The sequence below is a fragment of the Emcibacter sp. SYSU 3D8 genome (assembly GCF_039655875.1).
Taxonomy (GTDB): Bacteria; Pseudomonadota; Alphaproteobacteria; order SMXS01; family SMXS01; genus RI-34.
This window is the reverse complement of sequence record NZ_JBBYXK010000002.1, coordinates 627,265-642,595: the sequence shown is the minus strand read 5'-3', so window position 1 is coordinate 642,595 and position 15,331 is coordinate 627,265. Positions and strand designations below refer to the sequence as shown.

General features: G+C 66.0%; 18 protein-coding genes. 9 read left to right on the top strand and 9 right to left on the bottom strand.

Features of this window, described 5'->3' with window-relative positions; all coding sequences use genetic code 11:
* Nucleotides 1-50: 50 nt before the first annotated feature.
* Entirely contained in the window at nt 51-614 is a 564-nt protein-coding gene (rsmD, locus tag WJU21_RS08960) for a 16S rRNA (guanine(966)-N(2))-methyltransferase RsmD (protein WP_346323063.1), read from the top strand.
* A gap of 77 nt (nt 615-691) precedes the next feature.
* Entirely contained in the window at nt 692-886 is a 195-nt protein-coding gene (locus WJU21_RS08955; protein WP_346323062.1) for a hypothetical protein, read from the top strand.
* On the opposite strand, the gene mutL is transcribed toward WJU21_RS08955, so the two are convergent.
* From mutL to WJU21_RS08915, 8 genes are all read right to left on the bottom strand, one after another.
* Nucleotides 869-2,671 (bottom strand): DNA mismatch repair endonuclease MutL, encoded by a 1,803-nt coding sequence (gene mutL / locus WJU21_RS08950; protein WP_346323061.1) that lies wholly within the window; start codon nt 2,669-2,671, stop codon nt 869-871. The two genes, WJU21_RS08955 and mutL, sit on opposite strands and share 18 nt — an antisense overlap.
* A complete protein-coding gene (locus WJU21_RS08945; RefSeq protein WP_346323060.1) occupies nt 2,668-3,942 on the bottom strand; it encodes a glucose-6-phosphate isomerase in 1,275 nt (424 codons plus the stop codon). The genes mutL and WJU21_RS08945 overlap by 4 nt, the downstream gene beginning before the upstream one ends.
* Nucleotides 3,939-5,264 carry a pitrilysin family protein gene (locus tag WJU21_RS08940; RefSeq protein ID WP_346323059.1) on the bottom strand — a complete coding sequence of 442 codons (1,326 nt, stop codon included), beginning with the start codon at nt 5,262-5,264 and terminating at the stop codon, nt 3,939-3,941. Before WJU21_RS08940 ends, WJU21_RS08945 begins: the two co-directional genes overlap by 4 nt.
* On the bottom strand, nt 5,264-6,619 hold the full coding sequence (locus WJU21_RS08935; RefSeq protein ID WP_346323058.1) for a pitrilysin family protein: 1,356 nt from the start codon (nt 6,617-6,619) through the stop codon (nt 5,264-5,266). Before WJU21_RS08935 ends, WJU21_RS08940 begins: the two co-directional genes overlap by 1 nt.
* Before the next feature lie 62 nt (nt 6,620-6,681).
* Complete coding sequence (locus tag WJU21_RS08930) at nt 6,682-7,170, bottom strand: DUF3035 domain-containing protein (protein ID WP_346323057.1); 489 nt, start codon at nt 7,168-7,170, stop codon at nt 6,682-6,684.
* Nucleotides 7,171-7,187: 17 nt separating this feature from the next.
* On the bottom strand, nt 7,188-7,673 hold the full coding sequence (lspA, locus tag WJU21_RS08925) for a signal peptidase II (protein ID WP_346323056.1): 486 nt from the start codon (nt 7,671-7,673) through the stop codon (nt 7,188-7,190).
* Nucleotides 7,674-7,784: 111 nt separating this feature from the next.
* Nucleotides 7,785-8,786 carry a bifunctional riboflavin kinase/FAD synthetase gene (locus tag WJU21_RS08920; protein ID WP_346323055.1) on the bottom strand — a complete coding sequence of 334 codons (1,002 nt, stop codon included), beginning with the start codon at nt 8,784-8,786 and terminating at the stop codon, nt 7,785-7,787.
* 11 nt (nt 8,787-8,797) lie between these two features.
* Entirely contained in the window at nt 8,798-9,184 is a 387-nt protein-coding gene (locus WJU21_RS08915; protein WP_346323485.1) for a MaoC family dehydratase, read from the bottom strand.
* A 249-nt stretch (nt 9,185-9,433) separates the two neighbouring features.
* Between WJU21_RS08915 and WJU21_RS08910 the strand changes: the two genes are divergently transcribed.
* The 7 genes from WJU21_RS08910 (at nt 9,434) to WJU21_RS08880 (ending at nt 14,643) form a co-directional block, all read left to right on the top strand.
* Entirely contained in the window at nt 9,434-9,754 is a 321-nt protein-coding gene (locus WJU21_RS08910) for a DUF2849 domain-containing protein (RefSeq protein ID WP_346323054.1), read from the top strand.
* 170 nt (nt 9,755-9,924) lie between these two features.
* Complete coding sequence (locus tag WJU21_RS08905; RefSeq protein ID WP_346323053.1) at nt 9,925-10,476, top strand: hypothetical protein; 552 nt, start codon at nt 9,925-9,927, stop codon at nt 10,474-10,476.
* A gap of 104 nt (nt 10,477-10,580) precedes the next feature.
* Nucleotides 10,581-11,801, top strand: a complete 1,221-nt coding sequence (locus WJU21_RS08900) for an acyl-CoA dehydrogenase family protein (protein WP_346323052.1) — start codon at nt 10,581-10,583, stop codon at nt 11,799-11,801.
* 8 nt (nt 11,802-11,809) lie between these two features.
* Nucleotides 11,810-11,986: a hypothetical protein gene (locus tag WJU21_RS08895; RefSeq protein ID WP_346323051.1), complete on the top strand. Its 177-nt coding sequence runs from the start codon at nt 11,810-11,812 to the stop codon at nt 11,984-11,986.
* Nucleotides 11,987-12,152: 166 nt separating this feature from the next.
* Nucleotides 12,153-13,508, top strand: coding sequence for a cytochrome ubiquinol oxidase subunit I (locus WJU21_RS08890; protein WP_346323050.1), 1,356 nt, complete (start codon nt 12,153-12,155; stop codon nt 13,506-13,508).
* A gap of 11 nt (nt 13,509-13,519) precedes the next feature.
* Nucleotides 13,520-14,521, top strand: coding sequence for a cytochrome d ubiquinol oxidase subunit II (gene cydB / locus WJU21_RS08885; protein WP_346323049.1), 1,002 nt, complete (start codon nt 13,520-13,522; stop codon nt 14,519-14,521).
* Entirely contained in the window at nt 14,521-14,643 is a 123-nt protein-coding gene (locus tag WJU21_RS08880; protein WP_346323048.1) for a DUF2474 domain-containing protein, read from the top strand. Before cydB ends, WJU21_RS08880 begins: the two co-directional genes overlap by 1 nt.
* Here WJU21_RS08880 and WJU21_RS08875 read toward each other — a convergent pair.
* Nucleotides 14,640-15,263, bottom strand: a complete 624-nt coding sequence (locus WJU21_RS08875; RefSeq protein ID WP_346323047.1) for a hypothetical protein — start codon at nt 15,261-15,263, stop codon at nt 14,640-14,642. The genes WJU21_RS08880 and WJU21_RS08875 overlap by 4 nt on opposite strands.
* Nucleotides 15,264-15,331: the final 68 nt, after the last annotated feature.

The window sequence follows — 15,331 nt, the reverse complement described above, 5'->3', positions numbered from 1 at the left end:
CCGGGGCTTTCGAGCGGCGACGCAGCGCCGCTTCCCCTCAAGGCGCTCTGATGCGAATCGTCGGTGGCCGGTATCGCGGGCACCGGCTGGCGGCGCCGGCCGATGATCGGGTGCGGCCGACAACCGACCGGGTCCGCGAATCCCTGTTCAACATCCTGGCGCACCGGTCCCCGCCGGTGCTGGACGGCGCCATCGTGCTCGACCTGTTCGCGGGTACCGGCGCACTGGGGCTGGAGGCGCTGTCGCGCGGCGCGGCGCGGGCCGTGTTCGTCGACCAGGATCCGCGCTCGCTGGCGCTGGTGCGGGCCAATGTGGCGGCGCTCAAGGCCGAGGCGCTGTGCGAGATCGTCCGGGCCGACGCGGCGCGGCTTGCGCCCCGGCCGCTTGCCGCGACCCTCGCCTTTCTTGATCCGCCCTATGGCCAGTCGCTGATCGCGCCGTCGCTCGCGGCCGCGGCGGATGGCGGCTGGCTGGCCGAGGGCGCGTTCGTGGTCATCGAGTTGCCGGCCGCCGAAGAGCCGGCGCTGCCGCCGGCCTTCAGCCCGGTTGACGACCGGCGCTACGGCGCAACCAGAATTATTTGCACCTGTTACGAAACCCGGGAGGTGCCATAGCGTTGTTGCAGGCCGGAAGTTGCAGTACGTTGATCCTTATTGATTGGGCAACCATTTTGAACGTGCAAGGCTGGGCCATGACAGGGCGTGAATCGCTCCGGGCAATCTATGAGACGATCCGTTACCTCGAGAAGGACGCCGAACTGGCGGGCGCCGATAGCGTCGCCACCTATCTGCGTCTCGCGGCAATCGAGGCGGACAATCTGATCCTGGAAATAGACGACGTGAAGACCAAGGCGACGCGACGGCGAAAGTCACCGCCGCCCAAATAGCCGCTCGATATCCTTGAGCTTGAGTTCCACATAGGTGGGGCGGCCATGATTGCACTGGCCGGAATGGGGCGTGGCCTCCATTTCGCGCATCAGGGCATTCATCTCGGTCACGGTCAGGCGGCGGCCGGCGCGCACGCTGCCATGGCAGGCCATGGTGGAACAGACATCCTCCAGCCGCTCCTTCAGACTCAGCGCCTCGTCCAACTCGGCCAGATCGTCGGCCAGGTCGCGTACCAGCCCCCTGATATCGCAGTCGCCCAGCAGCGCCGGCACCTCGCGGACGACGACGGCGCCAGCGCCGAACGGCTCCAGCGCCAGTCCCAGCTCGGCCAGTTCGTGGGCCCGGTCGGCCAGGTTCGAAGCGGCGACCGGATCGAGTTCGATGACCTCGGGCAGCAGCAGCATCTGCCGCGCCACGCCGCTGTCGGTCAGCGCCTTCTTCATCCGTTCATACACCAGCCGCTCGTGCGCCGCGTGCTGGTCGACGATGACGATGCCGTCCTCGGTCTGCGAAATGATGTAGGTCTCGTGAAGCTGCCCGCGCGCGGCACCCAGCGGATAGCGCGCCTCGGGCTGGCTTTCGGCGGCCTGTGCGGCGGGCGCTGACTCAACCCGCGCCGACGGCGTGTCCGCATAGGCGAAACCGGCCTGCGGCATCTCGCCGAAACCGTGCGCCGGCAATGGCTGGTGGAACGCGGCGAACGCTTCGCTCGGCCGGAACGGCTGGGCCTCGCGGCGAATCGCGCCAAGCGCTGCCGCGCCGACGGTGGTCGAGGCCTGGTGGCCGGCGGCGGCCAGCGCGTTACGCAGGGCGCCGACGATCAGGCCGCGCACCACGCCCGCGTCCTTGAAGCGGACCTCGGCCTTGGCCGGGTGCACGTTGACGTCCACATCCTCGGGGTCGGCTTCGAGGAACAGGGCCAGCACCGGATGCCGGTCGCGGGCGAGGTAGTCCATGTAGGCGCCGCGCACCGCGCCCACGAACAACTTGTCGCGCACGGCCCGGCCGTTGACGAACAGATATTGCTGCTGGGCATTGCCCCGGTTGTAGGTGGGCACGCCGGCATAACCGGTCAGCCGGAAGTTGCGGCGCTCGGCGTCGATGGGAATGGTGTTGTCGGCGAAGTCGGCGCCCAGCAGCGCCGAAAGCCGGGCGAGCAGACGCTGGTCGAACAGGTCGCCCGGCGCCGGCGGCACCCGCAGCATCACCCGGTTGTCGTGGGTCAGGGTGAAGCCGACGTCCGGATTGGCCATTGCCAGGCGGCGCATCATCTCCAGCGCGTGGTTGAGTTCGGTGCGCTCGCCCTTGAGGAACTTGAGCCGCGCCGGGGTGGCGTAGAACAGGTCGCGGATCTCGACCTTGGTGCCCTTGTTGAGCGCCGCGGGCCTGGCCGGCAGGCGCTTGCCCGCATCGACGCCGATCTGCCAGGCCTCGGCGGCGCCCTGTGTCCGGCTGGCGATGGTCAGGCGGCTGACCGCGCCGATCGACGGCAGCGCCTCGCCGCGGAAGCCGAGAAAGGCCACATGCAGCAGGTCGTCATCGGGCAGCTTGGATGTCGCGTGGCGCTCGATGCACAATTCGAGGTCGGGCCGGGCCATGCCCATGCCGTCGTCGGTCACGCCGATATACTGGATGCCGCCGCCCTCAAGCACCACGTCGACATGCCGGGCGCCCGCGTCGATGGCGTTCTCGACCAGTTCCTTGATGGCGCTCGCCGGCCGCTCCACCACTTCACCCGCGGCGATGCGGTTGACGGTGGTTTCGGGCAGGAGGCGGATACTCATGTTGCCTGGAGGTATTCCCGTGTGAGGATCTTGCCCAGCTCGACAGCGGGCTGGTCGAACGGATCGACGCCCAGAATATCGCCGATGAGAATGGTTTCCAGCATGAAGTGCATCAGCAGGCCGCCGACCGCCTTCTCGTCGGCGCGCGCCACATGGATGTGGCGGACCGGATGCCCCTTGCGGATCAGCACGTCCATGCTGGCCCTGGCCTGCGCCGCGACGATGTCGCCGATGGTGCGCCCGGCCATGAAGGACAGGGCTTTGTCCTGGGCCAGGTCGGCCGGCACGGTGGGGCCTGTGCCGGCAATGTCGGCGGTAATCACGGTCACCAGCTTGTCGTCGGGACCATCGACCAGCAATTGCTGCATGGAATGCTGGTCCACCGGACCCAGCGCGGCCAGCGGTGTCAGCCCCTTGCCATCCTTGCCGACGCTTTCCGACAGCAATTGGCGGTACCAGTGGCCGACCCGTTCGAGCCGGCCCACATAGGGCATCATGACCAGCGTGGTGACGGCTCTTTCCTCGGCGAGGGCGCCGATGACGGCGGCGCCGAGCGCCGGCGTGGAGGTGTCAGAATGCAGGAGGTCACCCAGCACGGCGGCCGCGCCGGAACGGATCGCCCAGGGATCGAGACCCGCGATCGTCGCAGGCAGCAGCCCGACGCAGGACAGCACCGAGTACCGGCCGCCCAGGTCGGGATCGTGATCGAGCATGGGGATCGACCACCCGGCGGCGATGTCGCGCAGCGGACTGGCGCCCGGCTGGACGATGGCGATCACCCGTGCGCGCACTTCCTCGTCCAGGCCGCGCGAGCGGTAGGCATCGAGCAGGATCAGGAACTGGGCCAGGGTCTCGGGCGTGCCGCCCGACTTGGAGACGACGATAAAGCTGGTGTCGAGCAGGTCGATACCGGTCAGCAGTTCGCCCAGCGCGACCGGGTCCAGGTTGTCGGCGAACTCGATCGACGGTTTGCGGCCGCGTTTGGCCAGGGTCGTCAGAGTCTGGCCGCCCAGGCTCGATCCGCCGATGCCCAGCACGACCACGTGATTGCTCTGGCGCGACAATAGCCCGGCAATGTCGGTCAGGCTCAGCAGGTCGGCGGTGTCTTCGGGCAGGTGCAGCAGCGGCAGGGTGCGCGCGTCGTAGGCGGTGCGAAGGCGCGCCACGCCGTCCAGTGCCTTGCCCATGACCCTGTCGAATGCCGACCGGCTGATTCCGCTCCTGACGGCGGTCTCGAAGCAGGCATCAAGGTTCTGGGTGAAGGGCATCATGGCGTTGCGGGCTCCGGCGTCGACTCGAGTCCTTCCGGCTTGCCCACGATGACCCAGAACAGCCGGCTCGAATCCAGCAGCCGTTTGGCGACCCGGTTCACGTCCTCGCGAGTCACCGACTCGACATACGAGTTTCGCTTGTTGATGTAGTCCCGGTCGAAGCCGTAGCGCTGGATACCGACCAGCTGACCGGCGATGGCGCCGCTGGTGTCGAAATTGAGCGCGTAGGAGCCGGTCAGGTAGGTCTTGGCATCGGCGACCTCGGCTTCGGTGGCGCCGCTCTGCGCCATGCGGGTGATCTCGTCCTCGATCACCTGCTTGGATTCGCCCATGCGCGCGTTGACGGTGGCGACGGTGCCGAGCACCAGCCCGGCATGGCTGTAGGGCTGCAGATAGGTGTAGACGCCATAGGTCAGGCCGCGCTTGCGCCGCACTTCCTCCATCAGCCGCGACGAGAACCCGCCGCTGCCGAAAATCTGGTTCATCACCATGGCGGCATACCAGTCAGGGTCGTCGCGCTTGATGCCCGGCATGCCGAACACGGCGACGCTCTGCGGCACCTGGCGCTCGATGACCTGGGTTTTCGCCTCTGCCAGCGCGGTGTCCGGCACCGTCAGTTCGGCGCCCGTCGCCGGCAACGCACCGAAGGTGCTGTCGAGCAGCGGACCCAGCTCGGCCGGCGTGATGTCGCCGACCACGCCTACGATCAGCCGGTCGCGGGTGAAGTTGTCCGTCACATAGGCGCGCAGGTCGGCGGCTGTCAGGCTGGCGAGGCTTTCGGGCGTGCCCGTCGTATTGTTGGCATAGGGATGCCCGGGGAAAGCGGCCCGCATCCATGCCTTGGCGGCGATGGAACGAGGCTGGTCGTCTTCCGAGCGCTGGATCGAGCGGACCTGGTCGCGCACCCGCTCCACGGCGTCGGCGTCGAAGCGCGGCTGGCTGAGCGCCAGGCCCAGCAGGCGGAACGCTTCGGACCGTTCCTCGGTCAGCGTCACCATGCTGCCGCTGAACTGGTCGCGGTCGGCGTCGAAGCTCATGCGGATCGCCCGTTCGTCGAGCGCCTTCTGAAAGGCCAGCGAGTCGAGATCGCCGGCGCCCTCGTTCAGCAGGCCCGATACGAGATAGGCGAGCCCGCTCTTGCCGTCGGGATCGGCCGAGACGCCGCCCTCGAACTCATAGCTCATCGCCACCAGCGGAATCGAATGCTGTTCCACCAGCCAGGCCTTGATGCCGCCCGGGCTGACCACTTCCCTGATTTCCACGGCGTCGGCGCGGGCCGCGAAGGTGAAGACCAGCACCAGGGCTGCGAGCAAGCGGGTCATCATGGGTGCTCCGGTCCGGGCGGCGGCGCAGACGGCGCGGCGGCGGGCGCACCGGCCCGATCCGGCAGCAGCAGACCCGTGACCGACCGCTGGGGCACGAAGATGGTGCGGGCGGCGGCGATGATCTCGGCATTGGTCACGGCCTCGATCTTGTCGGGCCAGCTCATCACATCCTCGACGCTGCGGCCGGTGACCAGCGATGCGCCGAAGATGTTGGCCAGTCCCTGACCGCTGTCGCGGGCATAGACCGCGGCGGCCTTCAGCGACTTCTTGGCGCGTTTCAGTTCCTCGTCGGTGACGCCGGACGCCGCCAGATCGGCGATGACCGCGTCGACCGCGGCAGGTATCGGCGCGGGATCGTCGTTTTGCGGCCTGACCGAGATGCCGAAGGTGGACGGGCCCAGCCCATAGCCGCCATAGCTGGAGCCGGCCTCGATCGCCAGTTGCTTCTGGACAACCAGGGTCTGGTAGAGCCGGCTGGTGGTGCCGCCGCCGAGAATCTCGTTCAGCACTTCGAGCGGCACGGCCAGCTGGCTGTCGCCGTATTGGTAGCTGGGCGCCGAGTAGGTGCGCACCCACGATACCTGGCTGACCCGGGCATCCGTCATCACCAGCTCGCGGGCGGCGAGCTGCGGCGCCTCGACGCTGGCGGTGCGGGGCGGCACCGGCTTGGCGGGTATGACGCCGTAGGTCCGGTCGGCGAGGGCCTTGACCGCGTCGGCATCCACATCGCCGACGACGACCACGACCGCGTTATTGGGCGCATAGTGCAGCTTGTAGAAGCCCAGCGCGTCGGCGCGCGTCAGCCGTTTGATATCGTTCATCCAGCCGATCACCGGCACCCGGTAGGGGTGGGAAAGGAACTGGGCTGCGTCCATCTGCTCGCGAAACAGGGCGGGCGGCGAATTCTCGGTACGGGTGCGGCGCTCCTCGATGACCACGTCGCGCTCCTGGTTCACCTCGTCCTCGGCGATCTTCAGGTTCACCATGCGGTCCGCCTCCATCTCCATGACCAGCGGCAGCTTGTCGGTGGCGACCTGCTGGAAATAGGCGGTGTAGTCGGACGAGGTGAAGGCGTTGTCCTGGCCGCCGTTTCGGCTGACGGTCTTCGAGAACTCGCCGGCGGGCACCTTTTCGGTACCCTTGAACATCAGGTGCTCGAGGAAATGCGCCAGGCCAGTCTTGCCGCCGAATTCCTCGGTGGCGCCGACCCGGTACCAGGCCATATGGGTGACGATGGGCGCCCGGTGATCCTCGATGACGAGGAGCTTCAGGCCGTTGCCCAGGGTGTATTCATGACTGTCGAGCGCCTCGGCGGCACGCGCCTGCGAGGCCCCGGAAAGGGCGATCAGCATGGCGACGAGCAATCCGAGAAGGTGACGGGCTGACCGTGCGTCCTGTCTCAGGTGGCACCTCTTTACTGGAGCGGGCCGATATAGTCCGGCGACGACTGGGTCGGGGCTTCGCGCTGGATGGTGGTCTGGGGCGCGCCCTCCACCTTGTTGTCGTACAGCAGTTGCTCGGTCATGTTGCCCTTGTTGACCACGGTGCCTTCCGGCGACAGGTCCGAGCGCACATTGGCATCGGCCGACGCGCCGCCGGTCGCCTTCATCAGCTGTTGTTCGGCGGGCGAGGTGATCGCCACCTGCTGCTTGGATTCGGGGAACAGGGCCAGCAGCGCCATCTCCGACGGATCGGCGTCCCTGGGCTTGGGCTGGTTCGGCCCCGGCGGGCGCAGATTGTAATCCGGCGGAATCACCAGCGCGCGCTTGGAGACGACCGCGAACTCGTCGGGCGGGTATTTGTTGGCGCCCAGCGCATCCTTCAGGCCGCCACAGCCGCTGAGCGAGCCGGTGGCCAGCAACGCCAACGCCAAGGAGAGGCCGATCGAGTTTCGTGCCACCATGATCCTGTCCTGTTTCCTTACTCGCCCTGCCGTCGGCCGGAACCGAAGAACGCGTCCCACAGCAGCAGGACCACTCCGACCGAAATCGCGCTATCGGCGACGTTGAAGGCCCAAAAGTGCCATCCCGCCACATGAAAATCAAAGAAATCCGCCACTGCTCCGTGCGCGATCCGGTCGACCGCATTTCCCAGCGCGCCGCCCATGATCAGCCCGAGCGCCACCGTAAGAAATAGGTTCGTGGCCCGAATCATCCAGACCGCGAGAGCAATCGAGACGGCGACCGCGAATCCGAACAGCAGCCAACGCATCAGGTCGCCATAGTCGCCGAACAGGCCGAAGCTGACTCCCCGGTTCCAGGTCATCACCAGGTTGAAGAACGGGGTCACTTCGACCGGATGGCGCGACGCGATGTCGTAGGAGGTCAGCAGCCACCACTTGACGCCCTGGTCGAGCGCAATGGTGCCCGCGGCGGTAGCCCAGCCGATGTTCGAGCGACGGCTCATGGGGCGATCCGCCCCTCGATGGTCGTCATCTGTCGTGAAGGCTCTGGCGTCATCCGTACCAATTGTCTGCGGCGCATGGCCCGCGTCGTCCGAATCCGGTGGCAGTGTGTATCAGGCCGGGCCGGTGCCTGTCGAGGTCCGCCGCGTTGCCGGCGGGAAACGGCCTGTCGCCGCTGCCGGGCTGGCCAGCATGGCGCGGGCTGCCGTGGCATCGGCGGCGATTTGCGCCTTCAGCGCGTCCAGCCCGTCGAATTTCTGCTCGGGCCGGATGAAGGCGATCATGTCGACGCCGGCATGGGCGCCGTAAAGGTCACCGTCGAAGTCGAACAGATGCACCTCGAAGCTGATGTCGGTCTTGCCGAAAGTAGGCCGCCGCCCCAGATTGGCCACGCCGTCATAAACGCCCCGGTGCGCGCCGTCCTCGACATGCATGCGCACCGCATAGACGCCCAGCCGGGGTTCCAGATAATCACCCCAGCTGACATTGGCGGTGGGAAAGCCGATGGTCCGGCCGCGCTGGTCGCCCAGCTCGATCCGGCCCTCGATGCGCCACCAATGGCCCATCAACGTCGCCGCCTGGTCGGGTTCGCCGGCGCGCAGGTGCTCGCGCACCCGGGACGAGGAATAGACCGAGCCGCCCGCCTGCAGCGGCTCCACCATGGTGACGCCGAACCCGGCCTCGCTGCCCATGCGGCGCAACAGGTCCGCATCGCCGCCGCGGCCCTTGCCGAATCGCTGGTCGTAGCCGGTGACCACGTGCCTGATCCTGAGTTGCTTCACCAGCACCTCGCGTACGAAATCCTCGGCCGGCGTGCCGGCAAGGGCGGCGTCGAAGGCGAGCACGAACAGGACGTCGGCGCCGAACGCCTCCAGTGCCTGGGCCTTCGAGCGCAGGCTCATCAGCCGGAATGACGGCGTCTCGGGCCGGAAGAATTGCGAGGGATGCGGCTCGGTGGTCATCACCGCCAGCGGCGCGCCCGTTTCGTCGGCGATTTCGGCCGCGCGGCGAACCACCGCCTGATGGCCCTTGTGGAATCCATCGAAATTGCCCCAGGCGACGACGGAGCCCGTCACGCTGCGCGGCAGGTTCTTCAGGTGCCTGTAGAGCTTCATGGGTGTTGGGTCTATGCCGGACGCGATGGAACCAGGATCAGCGCCTCGCCATCGAGTACCGGCTTGCCGCCCACCAGGCAGACGCACTCGAAGCGCGCCTGCTTCTTCTCGGGCCGGAGTTCGACCACGGTGACCTTGGCGGTCACCGTGTCGCCGGGACGCACGGGCGCCTTGAAGCGCAGGCTCTGGCTCATATAGATGCAGCCCGGTCCCGGCATCTTGGTGCCGAACACGGTGGAGATAAGGCTGGCCGACAGCATGCCGTGGGCGATGCGGCCCTTGAACATGGTCTCCCGCGCGAATTCCTCGTTGATGTGGACCGGGTTGGTGTCGCCGCTGACGCCCGCGAACAGCACGATGTCGGCATCTGTCACCGTTTTGGCGAATGAGGCGGTCATGCCTTCGGCAAGGTCTTCGAAATAGTAGCCGGTCTGTTCGGGCAAGGGCGTTTCCTTCGGATCGCGTCGGGCAGTTTGCACGTGACGCGTTGTCGTTGCCAACCTGTATAGTCGCGGCCCGCGGGCGCGGCAAGAAGCGGCCTTGGTCGCCTGGCGCGGCAAAAAGTACTTGCCGCCGGGCAGGCCGGTGTTGTCAAAAAGGCGCGACAGTGAGTTCGCGCCGACAGGGCGCAGACGAAAGGAACCACCATGGCTGACGGCGACGTGGAAGTGTATCGGGTGGTGACGGCGAACCGCCTGCGCGATGGAGTCATCGTGTATTTCAACAGCGACAGCGGCTGGACCGCCCAGATTCACGAGGCGACCGTCGCCGCGGGCGAGGAATCGGAGGCGCTGGTCGCGGCTGCCGAGAAGGACGCGGCGGCCAACCTCGTGGTCGGCGTCTATGCCATCGAGATCACCGGCGACCACCAGCCGCTGACGGCCCGCGAGCGCATTCGCGCCGCCGGCCCGTCGATCCGGTTCGGCGATGACGCGCTGCCCGCCAACAATTCGGATTTTGAGATTTGAGGCCCGCACGGCTATAGTAGCGCCCCTGGGGGCTACACATGGACCGCGCCGCGCGGCCATGTCACGGATCAAGGAGAGGTCACATTATCACGCGTCGAGGCCACATCGGATTCCGTGCCGTTTTGCGCCGTACCTTGCATGCGGTGGTAGCATTGGTAGCCATTTCCGGAATGACCGGCACAGCCCTGGCGCTCCCGTGCATGACCAAGGCGGAAACCACCGCCGAGCAGGCCCGCGGCCTGCAGGCCGCGCTGATGGTGGCGGCGCTGAAATGCGTCCACAAGCCCGGCCTGAAACTGCACGAGACCTATAACGAGTTCATCCTGCGCTACAATAACGAGTTGAGCGCCCATTCGACGGTGATGCAGGCCTATTTCAAGCGCAGCTACGGCCAGGGCCACAAGGATGCGCTGAACAAGTACATGACCAGCCTGGCCAACTATTTCTCGCTCAACACGTTCGGCAACAAGCTGTTCTGCGAGGATATGGCCGCTGCGGCGACGGCGATCGTCGCCAAGTCCGATGGCGCCGTGCTTCGCGGCGAATTCGACACCGACATGCTGCCGGCGACGTCCGCCCCGCTTTGCAACGATCCGGCCCAGCGCACCATGGCCAGCAAGGATGTCCCCACGCTCAACGGCCGAATCCCGGATCTGGCGGCGATTCACATGCCCGACCTGGACAGAAGACCTCTGCAGAGCGCCCTCGCTGACGCCGACTGACGTGGCGGTCCGGCCAAACCTCCCCTTGGCAACGGCGGATTCCCCGGTATAAAAGGGCGCGACCGCGCCAGGCGCCGGCCACGGCCATACTCGGGAGGATCTCCATGGATTTCGATTACAGCGACCGCGTCAAGGATCTGCAGAAGCGCCTGACGGATTTCATGGATGCCCACATCTATCCGAACGAGGACCTATTCTACGAACAGCTCGACAGCCAGGGCAATCGCTTCCGCACCCCGCAAATCCTCCAGGACATCAAGGCCAAGGCCAAGTCCGAAGGCCTGTGGAACCTGTTCCTGCCCCACGCTTTCCGTGACAAGTACGGCGTTGGCCTGACCAATCTGGAATATGCGCCGCTGGCCGAAATCATGGGCCGTGTCGACTGGGCTTCGGAAGCGTTCAATTGCAACGCGCCCGACACCGGCAACATGGAAGTGTTCGTCAAATACGCCACCGAGGAACAGCAGGACAAATGGCTGATCCCGCTGCTCGAGGGCGATATCCGCTCGTGTTTTTGCATGACCGAGCCGCAGGTCGCCTCGTCCGACGCCACCAACGTGGCGACGAGCATGAAGCGCGAAGGCGATGAATACGTCATCAACGGCCGCAAGTGGTACACCACCGGCGGCATGCGCGAGACGAGCAAGATATTCATCGTCATGGGCAAGACCGACACCAGCGCGCCCAAGCACCAGCAGCAGTCGCAGATCCTGGTTCCCAAGGACACGCCCGGCGTGAAGATCGTCCGCGCGGTGAAGGTCTACAACGATGACCACGCGCCGTTCGGCGAGGCCGAGGTGCTGTTCGACAATGTCCGCGTGCCGGTATCGAACGTGCTGCTTGGCGAGGGCCGCGGCTTCGAGATCGCCCAGGGCCGTCTCGGTCCGGGCCGCATCCATCACTGCATGCGCCTGATCGGCGCCGCCGACCGCGCCATCGACCAGATGTGCCGCCGCACCACCTCGCGCGAGGCTTTCGGCAAGAAACTGGCCGATTTCGACACCATCCGCTCGAACATCGCCTGGTCGCGAATCGAGCTCGAGCAGCTCCGCCTGCTGGTGCTCAAGGCCGCCTACATGATGGACCAGGTCGGCGCCAAGGGCGCGCGCAAGGAAATCGCCATGATCAAGGTCGTGGTGCCGCAGACCGTCGCCAAGATCATCGACCGCGCCATCCAGACCCACGGCGCCGGCGGCTTCACCAACGATTTCTTCCTCGCCAAGGCCTGGGCCTATGCCCGCACGACCCAGATGGCCGACGGCCCCGACGAGGTGCACACCGAAACCGTGGCCAAGCTTGAGCTTCGCCCTTACTCCAACCGCTGAGGCCGACCGTGAAATACGAAGTCACCTTGCGCGCCAACCTGAAGCGCGGCACCTTTTACTGGATCGCCACCGTTGAAGCGGACAGCGAGGATGAAGCGGCGATGGCCGCCGAAGAGCTGTTCGAGGAACAGATGGATTCAGGCGAGGAATGGGCGTTCGAGGACTTCTCGGCCGAGCCGGCCTGATCTTGCCATATCATTGATTTCGATCAAAAAAGCCGGTCTGTTGACCGGCTTTTTGCCGTTTCAGGGACTTCCCGCGGGCATGGGTGCTATAGTGAATTCGCGTATGCCATTCCTGCCGGCCGCTGCCATCTAAGGGGCGCGGCCACGCCTTCACCGGGGAAATTGAATGGAAATCGATACTGTCCTGTTAAGCCGATTGCAGTTCGCGTTTACGATCGCCTTCCATATCCTCTTTCCCACCCTCACCATCGGACTTGCCTGCTTCCTGGCGCTGGTCGAGGGGCTCTGGCTGAAGACGCGGGACCCGCGCTGGCGCGACCTCTATCGTTTCTGGGTGCGGATCTTTGCCCTGTCGTTCGGCATGGGCGTGGTTACCGGCATCCCCATGTCGTTCCAGTTCGGCACCAATTTCAGCGCATTTTCCCTCGCAACCGGCAATGTGCTGGGCCCGCTGCTGGGCTATGAAGTGCTCACGGCATTTTTTCTGGAGGCCAGTTTCCTCGGCATCATGCTGTTCGGCTGGAAGCGGGTCGGTCCCATCCTGCACTATACCGCGACCCTGATGGTGGCGTTTGGCACGACCTTGTCGGCATTCTGGATCCTGTCCGCCAATTCCTGGATGCAGACGCCGCAGGGCCACATTCTGGGCGCCGACGGTATCTTCTACGTCGCAAGCTGGTGGGATGTGATCTTCAACCCGTCGTTTCCCTACCGTCTGGCCCACATGGTGCTGGCCACGCTGCTCACCATGTCGTTCGTGGTCGCGGCGGTGTCGGCCTGGCAGATGCTGCATGACAGACACGCTGACACGGCACGCAAGGCGCTCAAGCTCGCCATCACGGCCGCCGCCATCCTGGCGCCGTTGCAGTTGTTCGTCGGCGACCAGCACGGCCTCAACACCCTGGAGCATCAGCCGGTCAAGGTCGCGGCCATGGAAGGTAACTGGGACACCGGCCCGCGCACGCCGCTCTTGCTGTTCGCCCTGCCCGACGAGGTTGCCGAGACCAACCATCTGGAGATCGGCATACCCGACGGCGCCAGTCTGATCCTGCGTCACGATGCGGACGGTGTCGTCCCCGGGCTGAAGGATGTGTCTGCGGCGGACCGGCCGCCTGTCGCCATCGTGTTCTTCGCATTCCGGATCATGGTCGGTATCGGACTGCTGATGATCGGCATGGCCTGGCTCGGCGTGCTGCTGCGCAAACGCTTGCCCGCGGTCCGGCCCTATCTGTGGGGGATGGTCGCCATGGGACCGGTCGGGTTCGTCGCCACCCTGGCCGGCTGGACCGTCACCGAGGTGGGACGGCAGCCCTGGACGGTCTATGGGCTGGTGCGCACCGCCGACAGCGTATCGCCGCAGCTTCAGGCGCCCGAGGTGCTGACCTCGCTGATGCTGTTCGCCATCGTCTATCACATGGTGCTGGCGGCGTTCCTGTACTTCGCGGCCCGGATCGCGCGGCAGGGTCCGGCGCCTGACGACAGCACGCGCCAGCCCGCGCTCGCGCCGTCCCAGGCGGCATAGGGAGAACGCATATGGACGTCACTCTCATCTGGACCGCCGTCATCGCCTTCGGCGTCGCCATGTACATCATCATGGACGGCTTCGACCTGGGTGTCGGCATCCTGTTTCCCTTCACCAGGCGCGAGGAATGGCGCGATGTGATGATGGACAGCATCGCGCCCGTTTGGGACGGCAATGAAACCTGGCTGGTGCTGGGCGGCGCCGGCCTGTTCGGCGCGTTTCCGCTGGCCTATGCCACGGTGCTGCCAGCGCTCTACGTGCCGCTGATCCTGTTTCTGGTGGCGCTGGTTTTCCGGGGCATCGCCTTCGAGTTCCGGCACGGATCCAACACCAGTAAATGGGCGTGGAACCTGTCGTTTGCCGCCGGCTCCACCATTGCGGCCTTCGCCCAGGGCCTGGTGCTGGGCAGCTTCGTCCAGGGGCTGCCGATCGAGAACGGCGTGTTCGTCGGCAATGCGCTCTCCTGGCTGACGCCCTTCAGCATCTTCACCGGCGTGGCGCTGGTGATCGGCTATGGCCTGCTCGGGTCCACCTGGCTGATCGGCAAGACCGAGGGCGACCTGCAGGACTGGATGTTCAAGGCCGCCAAGGGCCTGACGATCGGCCTGCTGGCCGCGATCATCGTGGTAAGCCTCTGGACACCGCTGCTGCAGCCCGAGATCGCTGCCCGCTGGTTCTCCATGCCCAACCTGCTGTTGCTGGCGCCCATACCCATCCTGACGGCCGCCGTTGCCCTGCTGCTCCTGCTGGCCCTGAAGAACCGGCGCGAAGGCGCTCCCTTCTTCCTGTCGATCAGCCTGTTCCTGTTGTCCTATCTGGGGCTGGCGGTCAGTCTGTGGCCCTATATCGTGCCGCGCGCCTTCACTATCTGGGAGGCCGCCGCGCCGCCCGAGACGCAGATATTCCTGCTGGTGGGGGCGCTGCTGTTCGTGCCGCTGGTGCTGACCTACACGATCATCGTCTACCGGGTATTCCGCGGCAAGGTCCGCCACGGCGAGGGATACCACCACTGATGCGCGAAGTGCCCCGCCGCCTGCTGTGGTTTGCTGGCCTGTGGCTGGCCTCGTTGCTGGCATTCGCCGCGCTGGCCTATGGCGTCCGGTGGCTGTTCGTGATGCTGGGGCGGGCGTTCTAGCGATCCGTCCGGGATTTGTACTTCTCCGGTTCCCAGCCATCGAGCCAGACGTCGGCGGTGACCACGTCGGCTGGTTCGCCGTTGGCGCCGAACCAGGAATCGATCACCCATTGGATGCCCGTGGCGGTGTCGGTCACCGTCGCCGTGTTGTGGAACCAGCGGTCGATGACATGGCCGCGAATGATCGGCTGACCCACCTTGTGCCATGTCAGCAGCCGGTTTCGCTCGAGCAGGTGCAGATAGACCGTGGTGTTGTGGGATTCGTCGAGGCAGTCCATCTGGCCGCGTGTGCGGGTGGTCAGGATGGCGGCGCCGGGCCTGTCGCCGGTGGTGCCCGTCTTGGGGCCGACGATGCGTTCGATCTGGCCGATGGCGAGCGCGATCTGCCGGCGCTCGGCGGCGGCATCGGTGGCGGGCGGATCGAAGAACGCCCGCACCTGTCTCCATTCGGCGTCGGTCAGGGCCACGTTGTAGCGCGCCGTGCACTGATAGTTGGAGCAGACCACGAAGTTGCTGCGGATGTCGTGCTCCACATGGTCCTCGAGCAGACCGATGGTCGGCGACGGGCCGCAAGCGGCCACGGCCAGCGGTGCAAGCACGGTTAAAATCCGGAAATTCATGCGCATTCCCTTGTCCGGAGTCCCCGCAGCATAGGGAATGGCGTGGGCGGGTGTCGAGCAACGATGGC